At 27.9% G+C, this 19,604-nt stretch carries 20 protein-coding genes; 19 read left to right on the top strand and 1 reads right to left on the bottom strand.

From position 1 onward, the window contains the following. The first annotated feature begins 45 nt into the window (after window positions 1-45). From LLF98_RS13190 to LLF98_RS13125, 14 genes are all read left to right on the top strand, one after another. Window positions 46-516: a hypothetical protein gene (locus LLF98_RS13190; RefSeq protein ID WP_291704319.1), complete on the top strand. Its 471-nt coding sequence runs from the start codon at window positions 46-48 to the stop codon at window positions 514-516. A gap of 85 nt (window positions 517-601) precedes the next feature. Beyond that, complete coding sequence (locus tag LLF98_RS13185; RefSeq protein ID WP_291704317.1) at window positions 602-1,477, top strand: site-2 protease family protein; 876 nt, start codon at window positions 602-604, stop codon at window positions 1,475-1,477. A 343-nt stretch (window positions 1,478-1,820) separates the two neighbouring features. Further along, window positions 1,821-3,677: a TIGR03960 family B12-binding radical SAM protein gene (locus LLF98_RS13180; protein ID WP_291704314.1), complete on the top strand. Its 1,857-nt coding sequence runs from the start codon at window positions 1,821-1,823 to the stop codon at window positions 3,675-3,677. Beyond that, a complete protein-coding gene (locus tag LLF98_RS13175; RefSeq protein WP_291704422.1) occupies window positions 3,661-4,362 on the top strand; it encodes a TIGR03936 family radical SAM-associated protein in 702 nt (233 codons plus the stop codon). The genes LLF98_RS13180 and LLF98_RS13175 overlap by 17 nt, the downstream gene beginning before the upstream one ends. A 160-nt stretch (window positions 4,363-4,522) precedes the next feature. After that, window positions 4,523-5,971, top strand: a complete 1,449-nt coding sequence (locus LLF98_RS13170; protein WP_291704312.1) for an Rne/Rng family ribonuclease — start codon at window positions 4,523-4,525, stop codon at window positions 5,969-5,971. Between the two features lie 242 nt (window positions 5,972-6,213). Then, window positions 6,214-6,525, top strand: coding sequence for a 50S ribosomal protein L21 (rplU, locus tag LLF98_RS13165; RefSeq protein WP_291704310.1), 312 nt, complete (start codon window positions 6,214-6,216; stop codon window positions 6,523-6,525). Window positions 6,526-6,532: 7 nt separating this feature from the next. After that, entirely contained in the window at window positions 6,533-6,919 is a 387-nt protein-coding gene (locus LLF98_RS13160; protein ID WP_291704308.1) for a ribosomal-processing cysteine protease Prp, read from the top strand. A 4-nt stretch (window positions 6,920-6,923) separates the two neighbouring features. Further along, window positions 6,924-7,223, top strand: coding sequence for a 50S ribosomal protein L27 (rpmA, locus tag LLF98_RS13155; RefSeq protein ID WP_291704306.1), 300 nt, complete (start codon window positions 6,924-6,926; stop codon window positions 7,221-7,223). A gap of 250 nt (window positions 7,224-7,473) precedes the next feature. Then, window positions 7,474-8,766, top strand: coding sequence for a GTPase ObgE (gene obgE / locus LLF98_RS13150; protein WP_291704304.1), 1,293 nt, complete (start codon window positions 7,474-7,476; stop codon window positions 8,764-8,766). 74 nt (window positions 8,767-8,840) lie between these two features. Continuing rightward, window positions 8,841-9,137: a ribosome assembly RNA-binding protein YhbY gene (gene yhbY, locus LLF98_RS13145; RefSeq protein WP_291704302.1), complete on the top strand. Its 297-nt coding sequence runs from the start codon at window positions 8,841-8,843 to the stop codon at window positions 9,135-9,137. Between the two features lie 196 nt (window positions 9,138-9,333). Continuing rightward, entirely contained in the window at window positions 9,334-9,951 is a 618-nt protein-coding gene (gene nadD, locus LLF98_RS13140) for a nicotinate-nucleotide adenylyltransferase (RefSeq protein WP_291704300.1), read from the top strand. A gap of 17 nt (window positions 9,952-9,968) precedes the next feature. Next, window positions 9,969-10,547, top strand: a complete 579-nt coding sequence (gene yqeK / locus LLF98_RS13135) for a bis(5'-nucleosyl)-tetraphosphatase (symmetrical) YqeK (protein WP_291704297.1) — start codon at window positions 9,969-9,971, stop codon at window positions 10,545-10,547. A 99-nt stretch (window positions 10,548-10,646) separates the two neighbouring features. Beyond that, entirely contained in the window at window positions 10,647-11,942 is a 1,296-nt protein-coding gene (locus tag LLF98_RS13130; protein WP_291704295.1) for an LCP family protein, read from the top strand. A gap of 48 nt (window positions 11,943-11,990) precedes the next feature. Beyond that, window positions 11,991-12,893 carry an RluA family pseudouridine synthase gene (locus LLF98_RS13125; protein WP_291704293.1) on the top strand — a complete coding sequence of 301 codons (903 nt, stop codon included), beginning with the start codon at window positions 11,991-11,993 and terminating at the stop codon, window positions 12,891-12,893. Window positions 12,894-12,927: 34 nt separating this feature from the next. Here the strand turns inward: LLF98_RS13125 and LLF98_RS13120 are convergent, their stop codons facing one another. Next, complete coding sequence (locus LLF98_RS13120; RefSeq protein ID WP_291704291.1) at window positions 12,928-14,163, bottom strand: D-alanyl-D-alanine carboxypeptidase family protein; 1,236 nt, start codon at window positions 14,161-14,163, stop codon at window positions 12,928-12,930. Window positions 14,164-14,426: 263 nt separating this feature from the next. Between LLF98_RS13120 and LLF98_RS13115 the strand changes: the two genes are divergently transcribed. The 5 genes from LLF98_RS13115 to LLF98_RS13095 all read left to right on the top strand — a co-directional run bounded on the left by LLF98_RS13115 (window position 14,427) and on the right by LLF98_RS13095 (window position 19,327). Next, window positions 14,427-15,107 (top strand): helix-hairpin-helix domain-containing protein, encoded by a 681-nt coding sequence (locus LLF98_RS13115; protein ID WP_291704289.1) that lies wholly within the window; start codon window positions 14,427-14,429, stop codon window positions 15,105-15,107. 449 nt (window positions 15,108-15,556) lie between these two features. After that, window positions 15,557-16,255, top strand: coding sequence for a hypothetical protein (locus LLF98_RS13110; protein ID WP_291704288.1), 699 nt, complete (start codon window positions 15,557-15,559; stop codon window positions 16,253-16,255). A gap of 20 nt (window positions 16,256-16,275) precedes the next feature. Next, on the top strand, window positions 16,276-16,713 hold the full coding sequence (locus tag LLF98_RS13105) for an RDD family protein (protein WP_291704285.1): 438 nt from the start codon (window positions 16,276-16,278) through the stop codon (window positions 16,711-16,713). A 128-nt stretch (window positions 16,714-16,841) separates the two neighbouring features. Further along, on the top strand, window positions 16,842-18,197 hold the full coding sequence (gene rlmD / locus LLF98_RS13100) for a 23S rRNA (uracil(1939)-C(5))-methyltransferase RlmD (protein ID WP_291704283.1): 1,356 nt from the start codon (window positions 16,842-16,844) through the stop codon (window positions 18,195-18,197). 572 nt (window positions 18,198-18,769) lie between these two features. Further along, complete coding sequence (locus tag LLF98_RS13095) at window positions 18,770-19,327, top strand: cupin domain-containing protein (RefSeq protein ID WP_291704281.1); 558 nt, start codon at window positions 18,770-18,772, stop codon at window positions 19,325-19,327. Window positions 19,328-19,604 lie beyond the last annotated feature (277 nt).

The raw sequence follows: 19,604 nt of genomic DNA, 5'->3' as shown, positions 1-19,604 counted from the left end.
GTTATTTAATATAATTTAATGATAATGAATTTAAAGGAGTGTATTATGAGTAGCTATAGGTCAGCTTATGAAAATTATTATAAGAACATAAATAATACAGCTAATGGAAAGAAAGATAACAATAAATATTTTAAGCTAGGTAAAAAAGCTGATAATTCTATTAGCTCAAAATATGGGATTAATATAAAAGATAATGATACCATGATAAATATTGTTATTAAAAGAATAATTAGAGAACTAACAGGAGCTACAGTTTTATTATTATTTTTTGTTGGATTAAAATATATTCCATCAACTCAAGTCAAAGAAATGCATAGTAAATGTAAGGAAACATTAGAACAGAATTTTAATTATAATGAGTCTATAGATGCATTTAATACAATTCAAATAGGAAACATACAAGGAAAAGATTTAAAGATAGGTAATTTTACTACGGAAGATTTGAAAATAGATAATTTAAAGATAAAAGCATCGAATTTTATGGAATATTTAAAAAGCAATAATAATTTACAATAAAGCAAACTCCATTTGAAGCTAAGAATTAGTTTATAACTTATACATTGCAAATTTTCTTGGAATAGCAATATTATAGGAGTCGGAAATGAAAAAGTGGTATATAGTATTGATTGTAGAATTATCAATATTGATGTGGCTTGGAGATTTTAAAAGCTATGTTGTTATTAGTTTTCTATGGGTAATACTACATGAATTTGCACATATAATAGTTGCAAGTAAATTTGAGTGCAAATTTAATAATTTTAATATTAGTATATTAGGAGCTAAAGCTGAATTAAGTGATATTGATGAATTAACTGAAGGAAAGAAATTAATTTTATATTTAGCTGGACCATTATTTAATCTTTTTATGGCTGGGGTTATATGTATTTTTTATGATTATTTTAGATGGGAATTTATTGAAAGTAGTGTAAGCATTAATTTATGTTTAGGTATATTTAATTTAATCCCTGCATATCCATTAGATGGCTCAAGGGTATGTGAAATATTATTATCAAAAAGATTTTTATATAAAAAAGCAAAGAAAATAACAGAAATATTTAGTTTTATTATTTCAGGAACACTATTATTAGTATTTAGTATAATGCTATTATTACATAAAGTAAACATAAGTTTATTTCTTGCAGTCGTATTAATCACATATACAACAATTTTAGAAAGAGAAAAAATTATGTATATAATAATGGGAGATATGATTAGGAAGGTAAGAAAGTTAAAAAAATATAAATACATAGAAAATAAAGCTATTTCTGTGTATTATAAAAAGGGTTTAGTTAATGTATTAACCTTGGTTGACAAAAATAAATTTAATAGTTTTTATGTTCTTAATGATGATATGGATCTCATTGGAATAATTCATGAGGATGAACTTTTAAAAGCATTGAAGTATTATGGAAATATGACATTGGAGGAATATATGCAAATACGAGAAATAGATAATAAAGGCGATAAATATACTTAATATTAGCAAAATCTAAATTTAGATAAAAGATTTAAAGAGATTAAGATCTGTGCAATATGATTATTATTTGCATTATATATTGCAAGTAATGCTGAAGTGGCCGCAATTGCGTATAATTTAATTAAGAATAATAGACGTTAAAATAAAAATTTGCTATAATATAAATGAGAAAACAATAGAAGGTATAGTTATTCTTTAATTAGGATAATGAGCCCTTCTATTATTTTTGTATTTAGTAAATTATTAACAATTTAATTTCTTTAAATTTTATCCAAATTTAAAGAAAAATGTTTAGGTAGAGATTAGCACATAAGAAATGTGCTTTTAAGGAGGAAATATATTAATGAATAAAATTTCAGATGATATTTTATATAAGGTTGAAAAACCAAGTAGATATACTGGTGGGGAATTAAATGAAATTGTTAAGAGTCTTAGTGAAGTTGACATAAGATTTGCATTTTGTTTTCCTGATGTTTATGAAGTTGGTATGTCTCATTTAGGAAGTAGAATTCTTTATCATACTTTAAATGCAAGACAAGATACATATTGCGAAAGAGCATTTGCACCATGGCCAGATATGGAAGTGCAACTTAGAAAGAATGATATTCCATTATTCACGTTGGAGACTAAAGATTCTTTAAAGGAATTTCATATTTTAGGCTTTACTCTTCAATATGAAATGAGTTTTACAAATATTTTAAATATGTTAGATATGTCTGATATTACTATAAGAGCATCTGAAAGAGGCGAAGATGAACCTATAGTTATGGCAGGAGGTCCTTGTGCATATAATCCAGAGCCACTATATGATATAGTTGATTTCTTTGAAATTGGTGAAGGCGAAGAAATGATGAATGATGTTTTGGATGTTTATAAAAAGTATAAAGGAAAAGGAAAAAAGAAAGAATTCTTAAGAGAAATATCTAAGATTCAAGGAATATATGTACCTTCATTATATGATGTTATTTATAATGAAGATAATACCATAAAAGAATTTAAACCAAAGTATGATGATGTTCCTAAAACTATTAAAAAGAGAATCATAAATAACTATACAAAGGTTGATTTTCCAACAAATATTATAGTTCCTTATTCAGAAATTGTTCATGACAGAATAGTTTTAGAAGTATTTAGAGGATGCACAAATGGATGTAGATTTTGTCAAGCTGGAATGCTTTATAGGCCAGTTAGAGAGAAGAAAAAAGAAGATCTTGTAGAGTTAGCTAGAGAATTAGTTAAGAATACAGGATATGAAGAAATTTCTCTTTCTTCATTAAGCACATGTGATTATTCTGATATAAAGGGATTAATTACAGATTTAATGGAAGAACATGAAGAAAATAGAGTTGGAATTGCGCTTCCTTCAATTAGAGTTGATGCTTTTTCAGTTGATTTACTTAAGGATATACAAAAGGTAAGAAAGAGTGGATTAACTTTTGCGCCAGAAGCAGGATCTCAAAGAATGAGAGATATAATAAATAAGGGACTTACAGAAGATAAAATTTTAGATGCAGCTAGAGATGCTTTTGAAGCAGGCTGGAAGACTCTTAAGCTTTACTTTATGGTTGGGCTTCCTTATGAAGAACTTGAAGATTGTATAGGAATCGGAGAACTCGCAGAAAAAATTGTTGATGAATATAAAGCAGTTCCTAAGAAAAAAGGTGATTACAAGGGGTTGAGACTTACAGTAAGTACATCAATACTTATCCCTAAGCCATTTACACCATTCCAATGGGCTCCTATGGCAAGACTTCAAGATGTAAATGAAAAGATTAATGCTGTTAAGGGTGCAATTAAATCAAAATGTATAGTTTATAATTACCATGAACAAAAGACATCTATTATGGAATCTGTGTTTGCAAGAGGTGACAGAAGATTATGTGATGTTTTAATTAAGGCATTTGAAAAAGGGGCTAAATTTGATGGATGGGGTCAATATTTTAACTATAGAATATGGATGGAATCTATGGAAGAATGCAATTTAGATGTAGATTTTTATGCATATAGAGAAAGAACTTATGATGAAGTATTACCATGGGATTTCATTGATATTGGAGTAAATAGAAAATATTTAGAAGTAGAAAGCGAAAAAGCAAAGAAAGCAGAATTAACTCAAAACTGTAGAAAAGGATGTACAGGATGTGGGATTAATGCAAACTTTAAAGATGGGGAGTGTTTTGAAGGTGCGATACTTAACTAAATTTACAAAAGAAGAAAATATTAAGTTCATATCTCATTTAGATGTACTTAAAACTATTCAAAAAAATATTAGAAGAGCAGGACTTCCAGTAGAATTTTCACAAGGATTTAATCCACATATGAATACATCAATAGCACAACCTTTATCTGTTGGAGTATGTTCAAATGGTGAATATATGGATATGGTGTTAACAACTGAGATGAATGAACAAGAAATTGTGGATAAATTGAATGCAACTGCCCCAAGTGGGATAAAATACATAAGTGCACTTGCAATTCCTTATACTCCAGGCGACAAAAAAGTTCCTCAAGCTATGGCATTGATTGATGCAGCGAGATATACAATAAAAATGAAATATTTTGATGTTTCGGAATTAGAAGAAGAAATGACTAATCTTTTAGAAGCTGATGCTTGGACTACTATAAAGAAAAGTAAAAAAGGTGAGAGAGAAGTTAATTTAAAAACTTTAATTAAGGAATTTAACTTTTGGATTAAGGATGAATTTTTGATACTTAATGTATTAATAAGTACAGGAAGCAGAGAACATTTAAGTGCAGATTTACTAGTTAGCTATATTCAAGAAAAAACTTCAAATGTACTCTTAGATGCCTTCGTTAATATAAAAAGAGAAGAAATGTATTTTTACATTAACGAAAAACTTGTGCCACTATATAAGTGTATATGACAATTGACAATTAATGAAGAAAAAACAATGTTTTTTCAAAATTATATTTTATGTAAATCTCTTTTAGAGATTTAGTAGAAATAATAGATAAATTCAGATTAATTAGAGAAGTTACGGAGTAATTTCAGCGTTAATTGTCAATTGAATGAGGTGTGTTGATATGAAAGAGATTTTTATTGAGAGAAGAGAAAAGCTTTTAAGGATAGCTGTTAAATCTAATAATGAATTAATAGAAAGTATTGTAGAAGAAAAGAAAAATGAACCTATAACAGGAGAAATTTATAAAGGAAGAATTAAAAATATTCTTCCAGCTATAAATTCCATATTTGTTGAGCTAGGATTAGATAAAGAAGGGTATATGTATTACAGCGATGAACTTAAGGCAAAAGGCATAAAAAAGGGTGAGGAAATATTAGTGGAAGTTATAAAAGAGCCTCTTAATGATAAGGGTGCTAAATTGACTTCTAAAGTTTCAATTCCTGGGAAATATATTGTCTTAAATTGTTATAAGGAAGGAATAGAATTTTCTAAAAGAATAGAGAATAAAGAAAAGAAAAAAGAAATTTTAGAGAATGTTGAACCCCTAAAAGATGTGTGCATCACAATAAGAACAGAAGGCGCTAATGTAAGTTTAGAAATTCTTAAAAATGAAATAAATAAACTTTATGGTGAGTTTGAAAATATAGACAAAAAGATGAGATATTCATTAGGTTTGAAAAAACTTTATGGTGAAGATTTAAGTTTATCTAAGCTTTTAATAAATTCTATTGGAGAAGAAGTTACAAAAGTTTATGTGAACAATGACATGGATTTTGAAAAAATATCTCACTTTATCAAAGGTGAAGAGAACTTTAAATTAGAAAAATATGAAGGTTATAGAGGCCTTTTTGATTTTTATGGATTGGAAAAAGAATTATTAAAACTAAGACATAATAAAGTTAATTTGCCATGTGGTGGTTACATAGTAATAGATAAAACAGAAGCAATGTATGTTGTTGATGTTAATAGTGGGAAAAATATAAAAGAAAAGAGTTTCGATAAAACCATTTTAGAAACTAATTTAGAAGCAGCCAAAGAAATAGGAAAACAAATAAGGCTTAGAAATTTAAGTGGGATTATAGTTATAGATTTTATTGATATGAGAGATAAGAGTCAAAAAGAGATTGTAATGGATGCTCTAAAAGAAAGCTTGAAATTAGATAAAGGTAACGTAAAAATATTTCCATTCACTCAGTTAGATTTAGTTCAAATTTCTAGAAAAAGGCAAGGGAAGAGCATATATGAGTACATGGAAGAAGAATGTATTATATGCAAAGGGAAAGGAATACTCTTAAAATTATCATATATTGAAGGTCTTATAAAAAATGAAATAATAAGAATGCAAGAAGAAAACTCAATAAATTGTTTCCATATACAAATAGATAGTGTTTATAAGGATAGAATCAAAGAAGATATTTTCGATTTTATAAAAGAGATAGAAGCTTTAGATAAAGAAATATACTTAAACTATGTAGATGGGATAGAAGGCTACAAAATCGAACCACTTATATTTCAAGGACAGAAGGATAATTTAAAAGACTATAAAGTTATAGCTATAGAAAAATGTTAAAATCATGAATAGTTAAGAATTAAAAATCATATAAACTAGAAATATAGAAATTTCGTAGGAATTTCATTCAGAAATTATTCATCATTAATCAATAAATTATTCATTAATTTTTAATTTTATCCTTTACAAGACGAGAATATTGTGGTAAAATGGCTTTTGTAGACCGCGCACGTAAGGTTTAAATAAAACAAAGTTAAATCTTTGTACCAAAAGTGGCGAGACCGTTATGAGGAGGTGTTTTAATGTACGCAGTATTAGCAACAGGAGGAAAACAATACAGAGTTCAAGAAGGAGACGTAATATACGTTGAAAAACTTATCGCTGATGTTGACTCAACAGTTGAATTAAACGAAGTTTTAGCTGTAGGAACTGACGAAGGTATCAAAATTGGTGCACCAGTAGTTGAAGGAGCTAAAGTTGTAGCTAAGGTTGCAGCACAAGGTAAGGCAAAAAAGGTTATAGTTTTCAAATATAAGTCTAAAAAGGACTATAGAAGAAAGAATGGACACAGACAACCTTACACTAAGCTAGTAATCGAAAAGATCGAAGCTTAATAAAATTATGGTTAAAGTAAAAATCAAACAACATAATAATAATATTGTTGGATTTGTAATGAATGGTCATGCGTTGTGTGATGACAGGAATTTTTCAACTGATCCTGCTTTAGTAGGAGAAGCATTTGATTTAATATGTAATTCTGTTGCAGTGTTGTCTCAAAGTGTAATCATTGGATTGGATGAAGTTTTAAAACTTAATTCAACTTACGAAATCAAAGATGGATACTTAAAATTAGATCTTCAAGATTTTAATTTAGAAGAACTAAACCAAGCTCAAGTGTTGTTAAAAACTTTTGAAAAAAGCTTGGAAAGTGTAATTTTAGGATTTGATCAAATAGTAGGGGAAAAGAAACGTAGAGAATATATAATTTTAATAAAAGAGGAGGTGTAGTCACATGCTAATTATGAACCTTCAATTATTCGCTCATAAAAAGGGAGTTGGTAGTTCTAAGAATGGTAGAGACTCTGCAGCACAAAGATTAGGAGCTAAAGCTGCTGATGGAGAATTTGTTCTTGCTGGAAACATTCTTTATAGACAAAGAGGAACTAAAATCCACCCAGGTGAAAATGTTGGAAGAGGTAAAGATGATACTTTATTTGCTAAAGTTGATGGAGTTGTTAAATTCGAAAGACTTGGTAGAGATAAGAAAAAAGCAAGTGTTTACCCAATAAACGTTGAAGCAATAGCTGAATAATTACTTTAGAAAAAAAGCACTCTTAGTTTAAGAGTGCTTTTTTAAATATAAGTAAAAAATAGAATTTTTAGTTCAGATTAAATATTAAATCAAATATGATATAATAAGATGAGATTTTCTAGGGAATAATAATTTATATTATGCTTTAGAAAAATTATACTTATTAAGTAAACTCCTATATAAGGATATGGGCGCTTTAGAGCTGCTAGATATCAGATAAAGAATAAAATACATAAGGAAAGGTGATTATATGTTTATAGATATAGCCAAGGTTTTCGTTAAATCTGGTGATGGCGGTAACGGTGCTATTACTTTTAGAAGAGAAAAGTATGTACCATTAGGTGGACCAGATGGAGGAGATGGAGGAAAAGGTGGTAGCATCATTTTCCAAGTTGATACTAGTATAACTACATTATTAGATTTTAAATATAAAAAGAGATTTGTTGCAGAAGAAGGTGAAAAAGGTGGTGGTTCTAAGTGCTATGGAAAAGATGGTAAAGATCTTTTTATAAAAGTACCAATGGGAACAATCATAAGAGAAGCTGAAACTAATAAAATAATTGCAGATCTTTCTCATAAAGGTCAAAAATTAGTACTATTAAAAGGTGGAAAAGGTGGAAAAGGTAACGCTAAGTTTGCTACGCCTATTAAACAGGCACCTCACTACGCAGAACCAGGAATGCCGGGAGAGGAACTAAATATAATTCTAGAATTAAAGTTACTTGCAGACGTTGGACTACTAGGATTTCCTAATGTAGGAAAGTCAACATTACTTTCTATGACAACAAAAGCAAAACCAAAGATTGCAAATTATCATTTTACTACTATAAAACCTAACTTAGGAGTTGTTGCAGTAGATGGAATTGAACCATTTGTTATGGCAGATATCCCAGGTATTATTGAAGGTGCAGCAGAAGGTGTTGGTCTTGGAATACAATTTTTAAGACATATTGAAAGAACTAGACTTTTAGTTCACATAGTAGATATTTCAGGTGTTGAAGGAAGAGAGCCTTTTGATGATTTTGTTAAAATCAACGAAGAATTAAAGAAGTATTCTATTAAGCTTTGGGATAGACCTCAAATTGTAGTAGCTAATAAAACTGATATGCTTTATGATGACAGTATTTTTGAAGAGTTTAAAAAGAAAGTTCAAGAAATGGGCTTTGATAAGGTATTTAAAATGTCAGCAGCTACAAATGAAGGTGTTGATGCTGTAATGAAAGAAGCAGCAAGAATGCTTAAGGAAATTCCAGTTACAGAATTAGAAATTTCAGAAGATGAAATGTATATACCAGAAGAAAAGAGATTTACTTATAATATTACTATTGAAAAGAATGCAGAAGAGGGATATAACGTTTATGTCGTTAACGGTACATTTGTAGATAGACTATTAAGTGCTGTTAATGTAAATGACGCAGATTCTTTAAGATATTTCCACAAAGTTCTTAGAAATAAAGGTATATTTGATGAACTTAGAGAAATGGGAATTAAAGATGGAGATATGGTAAGATTAAATGACTTTGAATTTGAATATGTACTTTAATGAATTTAAAAAAGCCCCCCAGGATAATTAATACAACAAATATATGTTGAAACAAATTTTAGGAGGAAAATATAATGATAACAGGAAAACAAAGAGCTTATTTAAGAGGCTTAGCTAATCAACTTTCACCAATATTTCAAATTGGCAAAAATGGTGTTGAAGAAAACTTTTTAATACAAGTTTCTCAAGCATTAGAAGCTAGAGAATTAATTAAAATAAAGGTTTTAGAAAACAGTGGATTAGAATCTAGAGAAACTTCAGATATGATATGTAAGGCTGTTAAATGTGAAGGAGTTCAAGCAATTGGAAATAAGATAGTTTTATATAAACAATCAAAGAATAAGCCCAAGATAGAATTGCCAACTAAATAAATAGATATTCAAAGTGTAAGTTTAATTTAGAATTTTAGTATATAAAAAGAAGTTGTTTAAAAATTATTTTGAAGCAACTTCTTTTTTGTAAAACTTAATATATTTAAAATAAGGCATATTCTTTCATATGCTTAATATTTAAGATTACTTCGTGATATAATATTTAAATAGTGATTTTTACTTTAGGAGGAAGCTAATGAAACGGTATGGTATAATAGGAGGTACATTTGATCCTATTCATAATGCACATTTATATATAGCTTATGAAGCTAAAGAACAATTAGGTTTAGATAAAGTGATTTTTATACCCGCAGCAAAGCAACCATTTAAAACTAACAATATAGTAACAGATTCTAAATTAAGATATGAAATGGTTAAAAGTGCAATAGAGCCCTTTGATGGATTTTCTATTTCAAGTTATGAAATAGAAAAAGGAGGTATTAGCTTTACTCATGAGACATTACAATATTTTAAAGGTAAAAACGATGCTCAAAATCAAGAAAAAGAATTATTTTTTATAACAGGAGCAGATTGTTTAATTAGTCTAGAAGAATGGAAAGATGTTCAAAAGATTTTTTCATTAGCTACCCTGGTAGTTTTTGCAAGAGGTGGAATCAGCAAAGAAGAAATGCTAAAGAAGAAGCAAATAATAGAAAAAAAATACAATGGGAAAATAATTATTTTAGATTTAAAAGAACTTGAAATATCTTCAACAGATATAAGGGAGAGAGTAAATCAAAATAAAAAAATAGACTTTTTTGTACCATTAAAAGTTATGGATATTATTTATAAAAATGGATTATATAATGACTAATACAAGGAGGAACAATTTTGTTATCTATTGAAGAAATGAAATTATATCTTAAAGCAAATTTAACAGAAAAACGTTATATACATATTTTAGGTGTTGCAGAAACAGCTAAAATATTAGCTAAGTTAAATGGAGTTGTAGAAGAAAAAGCTGAAATTGCAGGTCTTGCACATGATGTAGCCAAAAATTTATCTAAATATAAAATGAAAGAAATTATGAAAGAACATAACATTGTTCTTTCAGAGGTAGAAGAAAATAATGCAAACTTATGGCACAGTATTATTGGACATATAGAGGCTAAGGATAAACTTGGGATTGAGGATGAAGAAATATTGGATGCAATAAGATGGCATACTACAGGAAAAGAAAATATGTCTATTCTAACGAAGATTATATATATTGCAGATATGGTAGAACCAAGCAGAAACTTTGAGGGAGTTGAATCCATAAGAAAAGTTACATTTGAAAGTCTAGACATGGGAGTATATTATGGATTGACTTATAGTATAAAATTTTTATTAACTAAGAATTTACTAATTGATGAAAACACTATTAGAGCCAGGAATTATTTTTTATTTGATCCTAAATTTAAAGGATAATTTTTAAAAAAATGTAGTTAATTACATTGAATTAGAATAAAGTTAAATAATTTCTAGTGAAATATATTAACTGATCTCAAGATATAAGAGGGTGGATACATGGGGAGAAGAACAGATAATAGAAGGAAGCAAAAAATATTTTCAAAAATTTTCAGAAAAAATGATAATTCTACTATAATACCCGAAAAATTAGTTCTAGGATTAATAGCTCTTGTAATAACATTTATTATAATTTCAATGGTATCAGGAATTTCTGCTTTAATGAAGATAGAAAGTAAATCAATGCCAAGCGGCATAGATGTATCATTAAATGAACCAGTAAATATTTTATTACTTGGGATGGATATAGGAGATCCAAAGCAAGTTGATAATGAATCAATTAAAAGAACAGATACAATAATGGTGATAAATTATAATCCTACAAACAAGAAATTAAATATTATATCAATTCCAAGAGATACATTAATAAATCTTAATGATAGAAATGTTAAGATAAATGCAGCTTACGCAATTGGTGGATATCCTAAAATAAAATCGCAAGCTGAAAGTTTGTTGAATATAAAAATAAATTATATAGTTAAAATAGATTATAATGCCTTCCGAGAAATTGTTGATGCTATTGGGGGGATTGAAATGAAAATTGAAAGAAATATGATTTATGATGATGAAGGTCAAAATCTTCATATTAATTTTAAAGCTGGAGAAACTGTAACTTTAGATGGTAAAAAAGCTGAAGAATTTTTTAGGTGGAGAAAAAATAATGATGGAAGTGGATTTGCTAATGGGGATTTAGATAGAATAGAAAATCAACAAAAGTTTATATCAAAAGTTGTTGACAAGTGTACAAGTCCTTTTATATTATTTAGAGTTCCGAGTATAATGTCAGCCTTAGGGAATAATATAGAAACTAATATATCATCTACTAAAATTTTAAGTTATGGATTAAAATTCATGAACATAAAAAAAGAAAATATAGTAATGCTAACAGTAGCAGGAATACCAAAGACTATAAATGGAGAATCATTTTTAATATTTGATAAAAATGTAAATAAAGATATAATATCATCACTTAGTTCAGCTTCTGTTTCTAAAAATATATCTGTAAATACATCAAAAGATGATATTAGAATTAAAATATTAAATGCAACTAAAATTAATGGATTAGCAGCTAAAGTAACAAAAGAATTGAATGATGCTGGATATACAAAGATTGATACAGGAAATACTGAGATTAGTGATAAGAGTATAATACTTGCTAATGACAGTGATAAATTAAAAACTATTAAACAAGATTTAAATATTAAAGATAGTGATAAAAAAGATAATAAGCAAGAATATAATGAGTATGATGTAATCATAATTTTAGGTAAAGATTTTAAAACATTTGGTGAATAAGTAAAATATCCATTCATCATTCAGTTACATGAGGAGTAGATAAATTAAATGAGTATTTTAGAAAAAAAGATTATTAAGATAGAAGAAGGAACTAAAATAAGAGAATATTTAAAAACTGAGCTTGGATTATCAACAAGATTAATACGAAGTGCTTCCATTGATAAAAGGATATTTGTTAATGGTGAAGTGGTAAAAATGAATCATATATTAAATGCTGGAGAAATTATAAAAATTGATTTAGCAAAAGATGAAAGTCAAGATATAGCTCCAGAAAAGATGGATATAGATAGAATTTATGAAGATGAAGATATATTAGTAGTTAATAAAAAACCTTTTATGGTAGTTCATCCAACTAAAAATTATCAAAGTGGAACTCTTGCTAATGGACTAATAAATTACTTTATGGAAAGTAATCAAAACTGTATAGTTAGATTAGTCTCTAGATTGGATATGAACACGTCAGGACTTATTATAATTGCTAAAAATCAATTCGCACATGGAACACTATCAAAGGAAATGAGCGAAAATAAAGTTGAGAAAAGGTATTTAGCAATAGTTCATGATAATTTAGAAAAAGATTCTGGAACCATTGATTTACCAATATACAAGCCAGAAGGAATTGAAAATGGAATTAGGAGAATAATAGATGAAAGAGGTCAAAGAAGTATAACTCATTATAAGGTTATTGAAAATTTTGAAAATGCAAGTTTAGTTGAATGTAAGCTTGAAACAGGAAGAACACATCAAATTAGAGTACATTTAAGTAGCATTGGCCATCCGATTTATGGGGATACTTTATATGGACATGGAGAAGAGGAAGAAGAATTAATAAAGAGGCAAGCACTACATGCTTATGCACTAAATTTTAAATCTCCAAGAACTGGAGAAATGCTTTCACTTAAATCAGAACTTCCACAAGATATGAAGGAATTAATAAATAAATTAAAATAATTTAAAGCAATTAATTCACTTTAAAATAGCTCGGTTATTTTAAAAATTTATTATTTATAAATCTTATTAAACCAAATAATCCAGCTAAAATAGCAACACTAGATCCAATATAAATTGGAATGTTATATTTTTGAGATAAAGCTTTAACTGAAATTAGAGGTTCATAAGATCTAGAAACTCCAGCTTCTAAATCAACAGTTATGTATTCTTTATCATTTACATAAACTGTTCCTTTTAATATAGGATCACCTTTATTAAAAGATTTTTTACTTAAATCAGTATCTTCTATTTTAATCTTGGAAGATATTGTATTCTCTTTTCCTTTAGGAACAATATAATCTATATTCTTTGCACTTATAACGGGTATTGTAAGTTCATTATTTATTTTATATTCTGAAATTTGATCACCTTTCTTATAAAGATGTACTAAAGAATAATTATCAAAGCCATAATTAAAAACAGTTTGCATGTCATGAAAATTTTGATCCTTATTAAGTGCATTTAAAAAGGCAGCTACAAGTACATGGCCATCCTTTTCAGCAGCAGCCACATAAGTTTGATTTGATTTAGTTGTATATCCATTTTTACCACATATGGCAAAAGGATAATAATATCTAGAATTTTTATTAATCATATAGTTTTTATTGTTTATTATGATAGATTTTGCAGGATTATTTTTCAGTGTTATTGTATAAAATGGAGTCGTAGAAATATCAATATAATCTTTATTATTTATAGCTTCTTTTAAAAACAATGCTAAATCATGTGCTGTTGTTGTATGTTCTGGATCTGGTAATCCACTTGGATTTTTAAAGTTTGTATGTAAGGCTCCAAGTTCTTTTGCTTTAGCATTCATAAGTTTAGAAAACTCAGTTATATTTCCGGATATATGATCAGCTAAAGCATTTGCACAATCGTTTCCAGATTCTAAAAGAAGACCTAGAAGTAAATCACGCACAGTTAATACATCGCCTTTTAATAGTCCAATAGTAGTTCCATCTATTTTTGTAAAGTCTTCCTGAACTGTAACTTCATCATCTAGTTTGCACTTTTCTAAAGTTATAAGTGCAGTTATTACTTTAGTTGTTGAAGCAGGCTCTAAAACTTTTTCTTCATTTTTACCATATAATACTTCACCAGTAGACGCATCTATTAAGACACATCCTTCAGCATTAATTTGAAGGGAAGTTGTCTCTGCTTGTACATTAATATACGTAAGGAAAAATAGAAATAAAAATATTATATTAAGTGTTTTTAAAATTCTTCTCATAAAATTCTCCATGCCATATATGTTGTAATGTGAATTTTAACTAAATTGAGTTATTATTAGATATTTTTATATTGATTCGTTGATACAACATATATATTAAATATTTTAGTTACATTAAAATATATTCTATCAAAAAAATTAGAATTATGCTATATAAAAGTTAATATTAATTCCAATAATAGTCTAAAGTATAATAAAAATGGAAACAATATGTAAAAGAGAAATATAAGTTTTCTAGAAATAGTATGCCAAGGAGACAAAAAATGATACAAAAATTGCTAAAGGATAAGAAAAAAATAGGCATGTTTATTATATTAATTATTGTATTAATTGCATTTGGAACTTTATATTTAAAATCTGGATTTAAAGAATTAAAGAAAAATGATACAGAAAGTATTTTTGTTGACGAAATGGAAGATACTGATACATCAGCAGGAACAGCAAACAATAATAGTATTAGCACAACTAATAAAGAAGTAACTATTCCAATAAAGGATAAAAGCATAGTGGTAGAAATTAAAGGTGAGGTAAAAAAACCAGATGTGTATACATTGAATGAAAATGCTATAATAAAAGAGCTTATAGAAGCAGCTGGTGGACTTACTGAAAATGCAGATTTAAGTAATATAAATAGAGCAAAAAAGTTACAAAATCATGAGTTGGTTTATATTGCAAATAAAAGTGATATAACCAAAGAAGACAGAAATACAAATTCAGAATTAAATACAAGTAATAATCAAGGAGTTACCAATTCTATAGTAAATATAAACACAGCAACAATAGAACAACTGAAAACATTAAATGGAATAGGTGATTCAAAAGCTAAAAGCATAATTGAATACAGAGAACAAAATGGGGGCTTCAAATCAAAAGAAGATATAAAAAATGTAACTGGAATTGGCGAAAAGATGTTTGAAAGAATAAAGGAACAAATAGAAACTTAAAAATAATATTTATTTTAATTCTTTTTTGATATTACATTTAAGCCTTTGAATTTATTATTTATAAACATTTCTTAAAATATGATTTTAAGCATAGGACATTTTAAATAGTTTAGAATAATTAGTTAAAAAGCTGGGTATCTACATTTCGAATTATTAAAATGGTTATAATTGCGCGGAATGATAAAAAAATATATAATAGAAATACATGTGACTTAATTATATAAAATAAACTTTAAATCACTACTAAGATTATAAAAATATGTAAACAAACCCAAAAGTATAATATTGACACATAGTTGTAATACAAAAGTGATAAGATTGTTATATTAGTTTGTTATGTATTAATTAATTGTTATAATATATGTTTTAAATAGATTTATACATGGATGAGATATTATTAAACAATTTATAATAAATATAAATAACATCTGTAAAAAGGGGAGGATTTTTTGTCTAAGAAAATTATCAGTATAGTAACGAGTTTAATCATAGCAACTTCATTAATAGGGTGCAAAAGTTTAGGTAGTAATGTAGAAAAGAAAACTGAAACAGCAACAGGAGCGGAAGATAATTCTGATAAGAATGATGCAAATTTAGAAGGGAAATGGGCAAAAAAGTATACACTAGAAGAAACACAAAAGCTTTTTAAAGGAAAATTATCCAAAATAGAGAGTATAACAAAAGAATTAGGGGTAAAATATACGAAGGATGAAAAAATAAGGAAAGAAGACAATGAGTCCATCAATGATAATTCAATATACTTTGATAATGAGAAGCCAGAAGCAAACAAAATTGAAAGTATGTATTTTGGAATGAAAACATATGGTGAAAAGTTAGAAAGTGGAGACATAAGCTTAAAGTTAAGTTTGAATTTTGATAGTAAAAATGCTATAAAAAATAATAATTTTGATTTGGGAAAAACATCCTTTAATAAGTACATACAAGCATTTACGGATCAAGAAAATAGAGATTATTCTAATATAAATAAAGAAATAATTGATAAATTAAAAAAAGGAGATACAGAAGTTGAGATAAATAACACAATAGATGGCTTAAAAGAAGAAATTATAGCCACCCAAACGTGTATTATATATAAATTATCTACGAAAAAATATGAATTTGCAGATGCAGAAATGAGTATGGAGTAGATTATAAGGGGGAAACTTTGTTGGGAAAAGACAATATAAAAGAAAACGAAATAAAGAGTGAGGTAGAAGAAACTGAAGTTCAAACTTCAAATATGGAAAGTACTGAAACTCAGACAAATTCTGAAAATCAGAATATCATGGAAGGAAATACAAATGTTGAAATTGAAAAATTGATAAATGATGAGAATAACGACAAAGATGAGAAGGAAAATTCATGTACTAAGTTAATTTTAGCCACTATTCTTGATCAAACATTATTAGTTGCAGCTTCTGCAGTTTTAGTATTATTATGTGATATGGTGTTGAGGTTATTCGGATATATGTTTGTAAAAGGAACAGGGGCAACAGTGTTAGCAGGTGGAATTATATATTTTATTTTAAACTGCATTTATGCTCCAATAATGGAGAAGAGTAAGGCAAAAAATACTATTGCAAAGAAGATACTAAATATTAATTAACTTTTTTAATTAACCATTGAACAAAGGATAGAATATAAAAATATTTTTATATTCTTCTATTTTCTTAAGGCTAAAATAATAATATAAATAAATATAATAAAAAATATTAATACAATTAGGAGTAAATAATGAGAAGAGGAAGCGATCTAAGAGTTAAAATAGAAAAATCACAATTTCCATCAACAGGAATAGGTTATGCAGAAGATAAAATAATATATGTTAAAAATGCATTTCCTGGTCAAACAATAACAGGAAGAGTAAAAAAGAAGAGAGAAGATCATGCAGAAATTAAGTTATTATCTGTAGATGAAAAAGCAGAATATGAAATTGAAGCACCATGCTCTCATTTTGGAATTTGTGGAGGCTGTTCATCACAAAGTATACCATATGATACCCAATTAGAATTTCTAAGTGAAGAAGTCAAAGATTTATTTAAGGATGCAGACATTACAACAGGCGAATACTTGGGGATTCAAGGAAGTTCAAATCAATGGGAATATAGAAACAAGATGGAATTTACTTTTGGTGATGAAGCTAAGGGTGCACCTCTATCACTAGGGATGCACATTAGAGGAAAATCTTTTGGAATACTAACTGTAGATAATTGCCAAATTATTGATGAGGATTATAGAAAAATTATTAAACTAACTGCAGATTATTTTGGTAAACAAGACTTACCATATTATAGAATAATGAAAGCAGAAGGATATTTAAGAAATTTAGTAATAAGAAAAGCTGAAAATACAGGAGAGATACTAGTAAATCTAGTAACAACAACTCAAATTGACTTTGATTTGACTGAGTATGTTAAGTTATTAAGAAGCCTAAGCTATAAAGGAAATCTTGTATCAATATTACATACAGAAAATGATTCATTATCTGATGCAGTAATACCTGAAAAGGTTAATTTATTATATGGTAAAGATTATATTAGAGAAACTGTACTTGGACTACAATTTAATATATCACCATTCTCGTTTTTCCAAACAAATACAAAAGGTGCAGAAAGCCTTTATTCAATAGTTAAAGAGTTTATGGGCAATAGTGAAAATAAAGTTGTATTTGATCTCTATTGTGGTACAGGAACAATTGGTCAAATAGTAGCTCCAAATGCAAAAAAAGTTATTGGAATTGAACTTATAGAAGAAGCAGTTGAAGCAGCTAAGGAAAATGCTAAATTAAATGGATTAGATAACTGCGAATTCTTAGCTGGAGACGTAGCAGAAATCATAAAAAAGGTAAAAGATAAACCAGACATAATAATTCTAGATCCACCAAGAAGTGGAGTGCATCCTAAAGCTCTTGACTATGTAATTAAATTCAATGCACCAGAAATAATATATGTTTCATGCAATCCCAAAACATTAGTCACTGACCTTAAGGTACTCACAGAAAGAGGATACGAAGTGATTCAAACTAAGGTGAAGGATATGTTTCCCAATACTCCTCATGTGGAGACCGTGGTTCTGCTATATCGTAAGTAAGTGGAAGTGTTAATTTTAAAAAGGTTGAGCAAAGCAAAATTTTTTTTATAGAGAAATAGTGTTTGGGGTATTAATTGTAAGTTGATACCCCTATTTATCATACCTGAAATTATATTCTCAAAATAATTAATTTACTATAGCTGAATAGTTACTGATTAATTGAAAATTGAATAATGCGGTAGTGCGATACGTTGCTAATTGAAAAGATTAGCTACTAACTCGAATGAATTAGTAGAACTGATAATCTGAAAAGTCAAATGTTACAGGCAGTATCAAGCAAACAGGCTTAAAGGAATTACCTAAGAGTATATGTAAGGATATGATTATTGGAACGTGGTAAGCTGATAGCATTGAGGACTTGTTTTCAATGAAATGTTAGCAAGGAAAGATGAAAATCATGAGGTGAGTAATCGACTAATGGTAACAAAGGAAAAGAAGTTTATAAATTTCGTGCAAAGGTTGGAAATTATACAATCAAAGCCGTACCTATTCTATTTCACAATGATTATAAGAACACTTTAAAAAACTAAAGCATATTATAAATTTGAAATATTATAGAAGGAAGAAACAATATGAATAATACTCATAGATTGCAACCATGCCCTTATTGTGATTATAACCAAGAGGGTATTTATAATGATTATAGAACTTATCCGTCTCCTTATTCTTATGACCATTATGTTCCAGTTGATGAGGAAGCGGAAGATAATTCGAGATTAATGGACAATGTGCCAATTGTATTGAAAGATTATGGGGCACAACCTTTCGTAGTTAATATTAATGAGGCCACCAAGCAAAACAATAATTACCGTATTGGTTTATGGACAGGAAACAATCTTCAAGTTACATTGATGAGTATCAAGGTTGGTGATGACATAGGTTTAGAAGTTCATCCCCAAATTGATCAGTTCATACGTATTGAAGACGGACAAGGAATTGTTAAAATGGGAGGAAATAAAGACAATCTAGATTTTCAAGAAAACGTATATGATGACTTTGCAATTATGATACCTGCTGGTACTTGGCACAATGTTATTAATACGGGCAATAAACCACTTAAAGTATACTCTATCTATGCACCACCACAACATCCACACGGGGTAGTTCATGTAACTAAGCCTGCTGAATAAGTTGCTGAAAAGAAACATGGATAATTAATAATAAACAAATATTAGATTACCTAATATAGTTGGAATACAAGTATAATTGATACATGTATAGTATGTACAATAAAAAATAAATAATTAAATACCGTATACTCAGAAATGATATGCTCCCTTTAAGGTAGACAGATTAAAAAATAAAAATCCGTTACTTGAAAGGGAGTATTTTGATGTCTAAAAGATCTAGATATGCAGTGGATGAAAAGTATAAAATTTTAATGGATTATGAGAGTGGAGTTGGATC

Origin of the sequence: Clostridium sp., assembly GCF_021372645.1 — a bacterium.
Classification (GTDB): Bacteria; Bacillota; Clostridia; order Clostridiales; family Clostridiaceae; genus Clostridium.
Note: the sequence above shows the minus strand (reverse complement) of the source record. Positions and strands in the feature narration are given on the sequence as shown.

What these genes read in the sequence shown, in the direction of transcription:
- rpmA (WP_291704306.1), top strand. Translation starts at nt 6,924, where the DNA reads ATGCTAATTATGAACCTTCAATTATTCGCTCATAAAAAGGGAGTTGGT.
- obgE (WP_291704304.1), top strand. Translation starts at nt 7,474, where the DNA reads ATGTTTATAGATATAGCCAAGGTTTTCGTTAAATCTGGTGATGGCGGT.
- LLF98_RS13180 (WP_291704314.1), top strand. Translation starts at nt 1,821, where the DNA reads ATGAATAAAATTTCAGATGATATTTTATATAAGGTTGAAAAACCAAGT.
- LLF98_RS13190 (WP_291704319.1), top strand. Translation starts at nt 46, where the DNA reads ATGAGTAGCTATAGGTCAGCTTATGAAAATTATTATAAGAACATAAAT.
- rlmD (WP_291704283.1), top strand. Translation starts at nt 16,842, where the DNA reads ATGAGAAGAGGAAGCGATCTAAGAGTTAAAATAGAAAAATCACAATTT.
- LLF98_RS13115 (WP_291704289.1), top strand. Translation starts at nt 14,427, where the DNA reads ATGATACAAAAATTGCTAAAGGATAAGAAAAAAATAGGCATGTTTATT.
- LLF98_RS13125 (WP_291704293.1), top strand. Translation starts at nt 11,991, where the DNA reads ATGAGTATTTTAGAAAAAAAGATTATTAAGATAGAAGAAGGAACTAAA.
- yhbY (WP_291704302.1), top strand. Translation starts at nt 8,841, where the DNA reads ATGATAACAGGAAAACAAAGAGCTTATTTAAGAGGCTTAGCTAATCAA.
- LLF98_RS13160 (WP_291704308.1), top strand. Translation starts at nt 6,533, where the DNA reads ATGGTTAAAGTAAAAATCAAACAACATAATAATAATATTGTTGGATTT.
- LLF98_RS13185 (WP_291704317.1), top strand. Translation starts at nt 602, where the DNA reads ATGAAAAAGTGGTATATAGTATTGATTGTAGAATTATCAATATTGATG.
- LLF98_RS13130 (WP_291704295.1), top strand. Translation starts at nt 10,647, where the DNA reads ATGGGGAGAAGAACAGATAATAGAAGGAAGCAAAAAATATTTTCAAAA.
- LLF98_RS13170 (WP_291704312.1), top strand. Translation starts at nt 4,523, where the DNA reads ATGAAAGAGATTTTTATTGAGAGAAGAGAAAAGCTTTTAAGGATAGCT.
- rplU (WP_291704310.1), top strand. Translation starts at nt 6,214, where the DNA reads ATGTACGCAGTATTAGCAACAGGAGGAAAACAATACAGAGTTCAAGAA.
- LLF98_RS13095 (WP_291704281.1), top strand. Translation starts at nt 18,770, where the DNA reads ATGAATAATACTCATAGATTGCAACCATGCCCTTATTGTGATTATAAC.
- nadD (WP_291704300.1), top strand. Translation starts at nt 9,334, where the DNA reads ATGAAACGGTATGGTATAATAGGAGGTACATTTGATCCTATTCATAAT.
- LLF98_RS13120 (WP_291704291.1), bottom strand. Translation starts at nt 14,163, where the DNA reads ATGAGAAGAATTTTAAAAACACTTAATATAATATTTTTATTTCTATTT.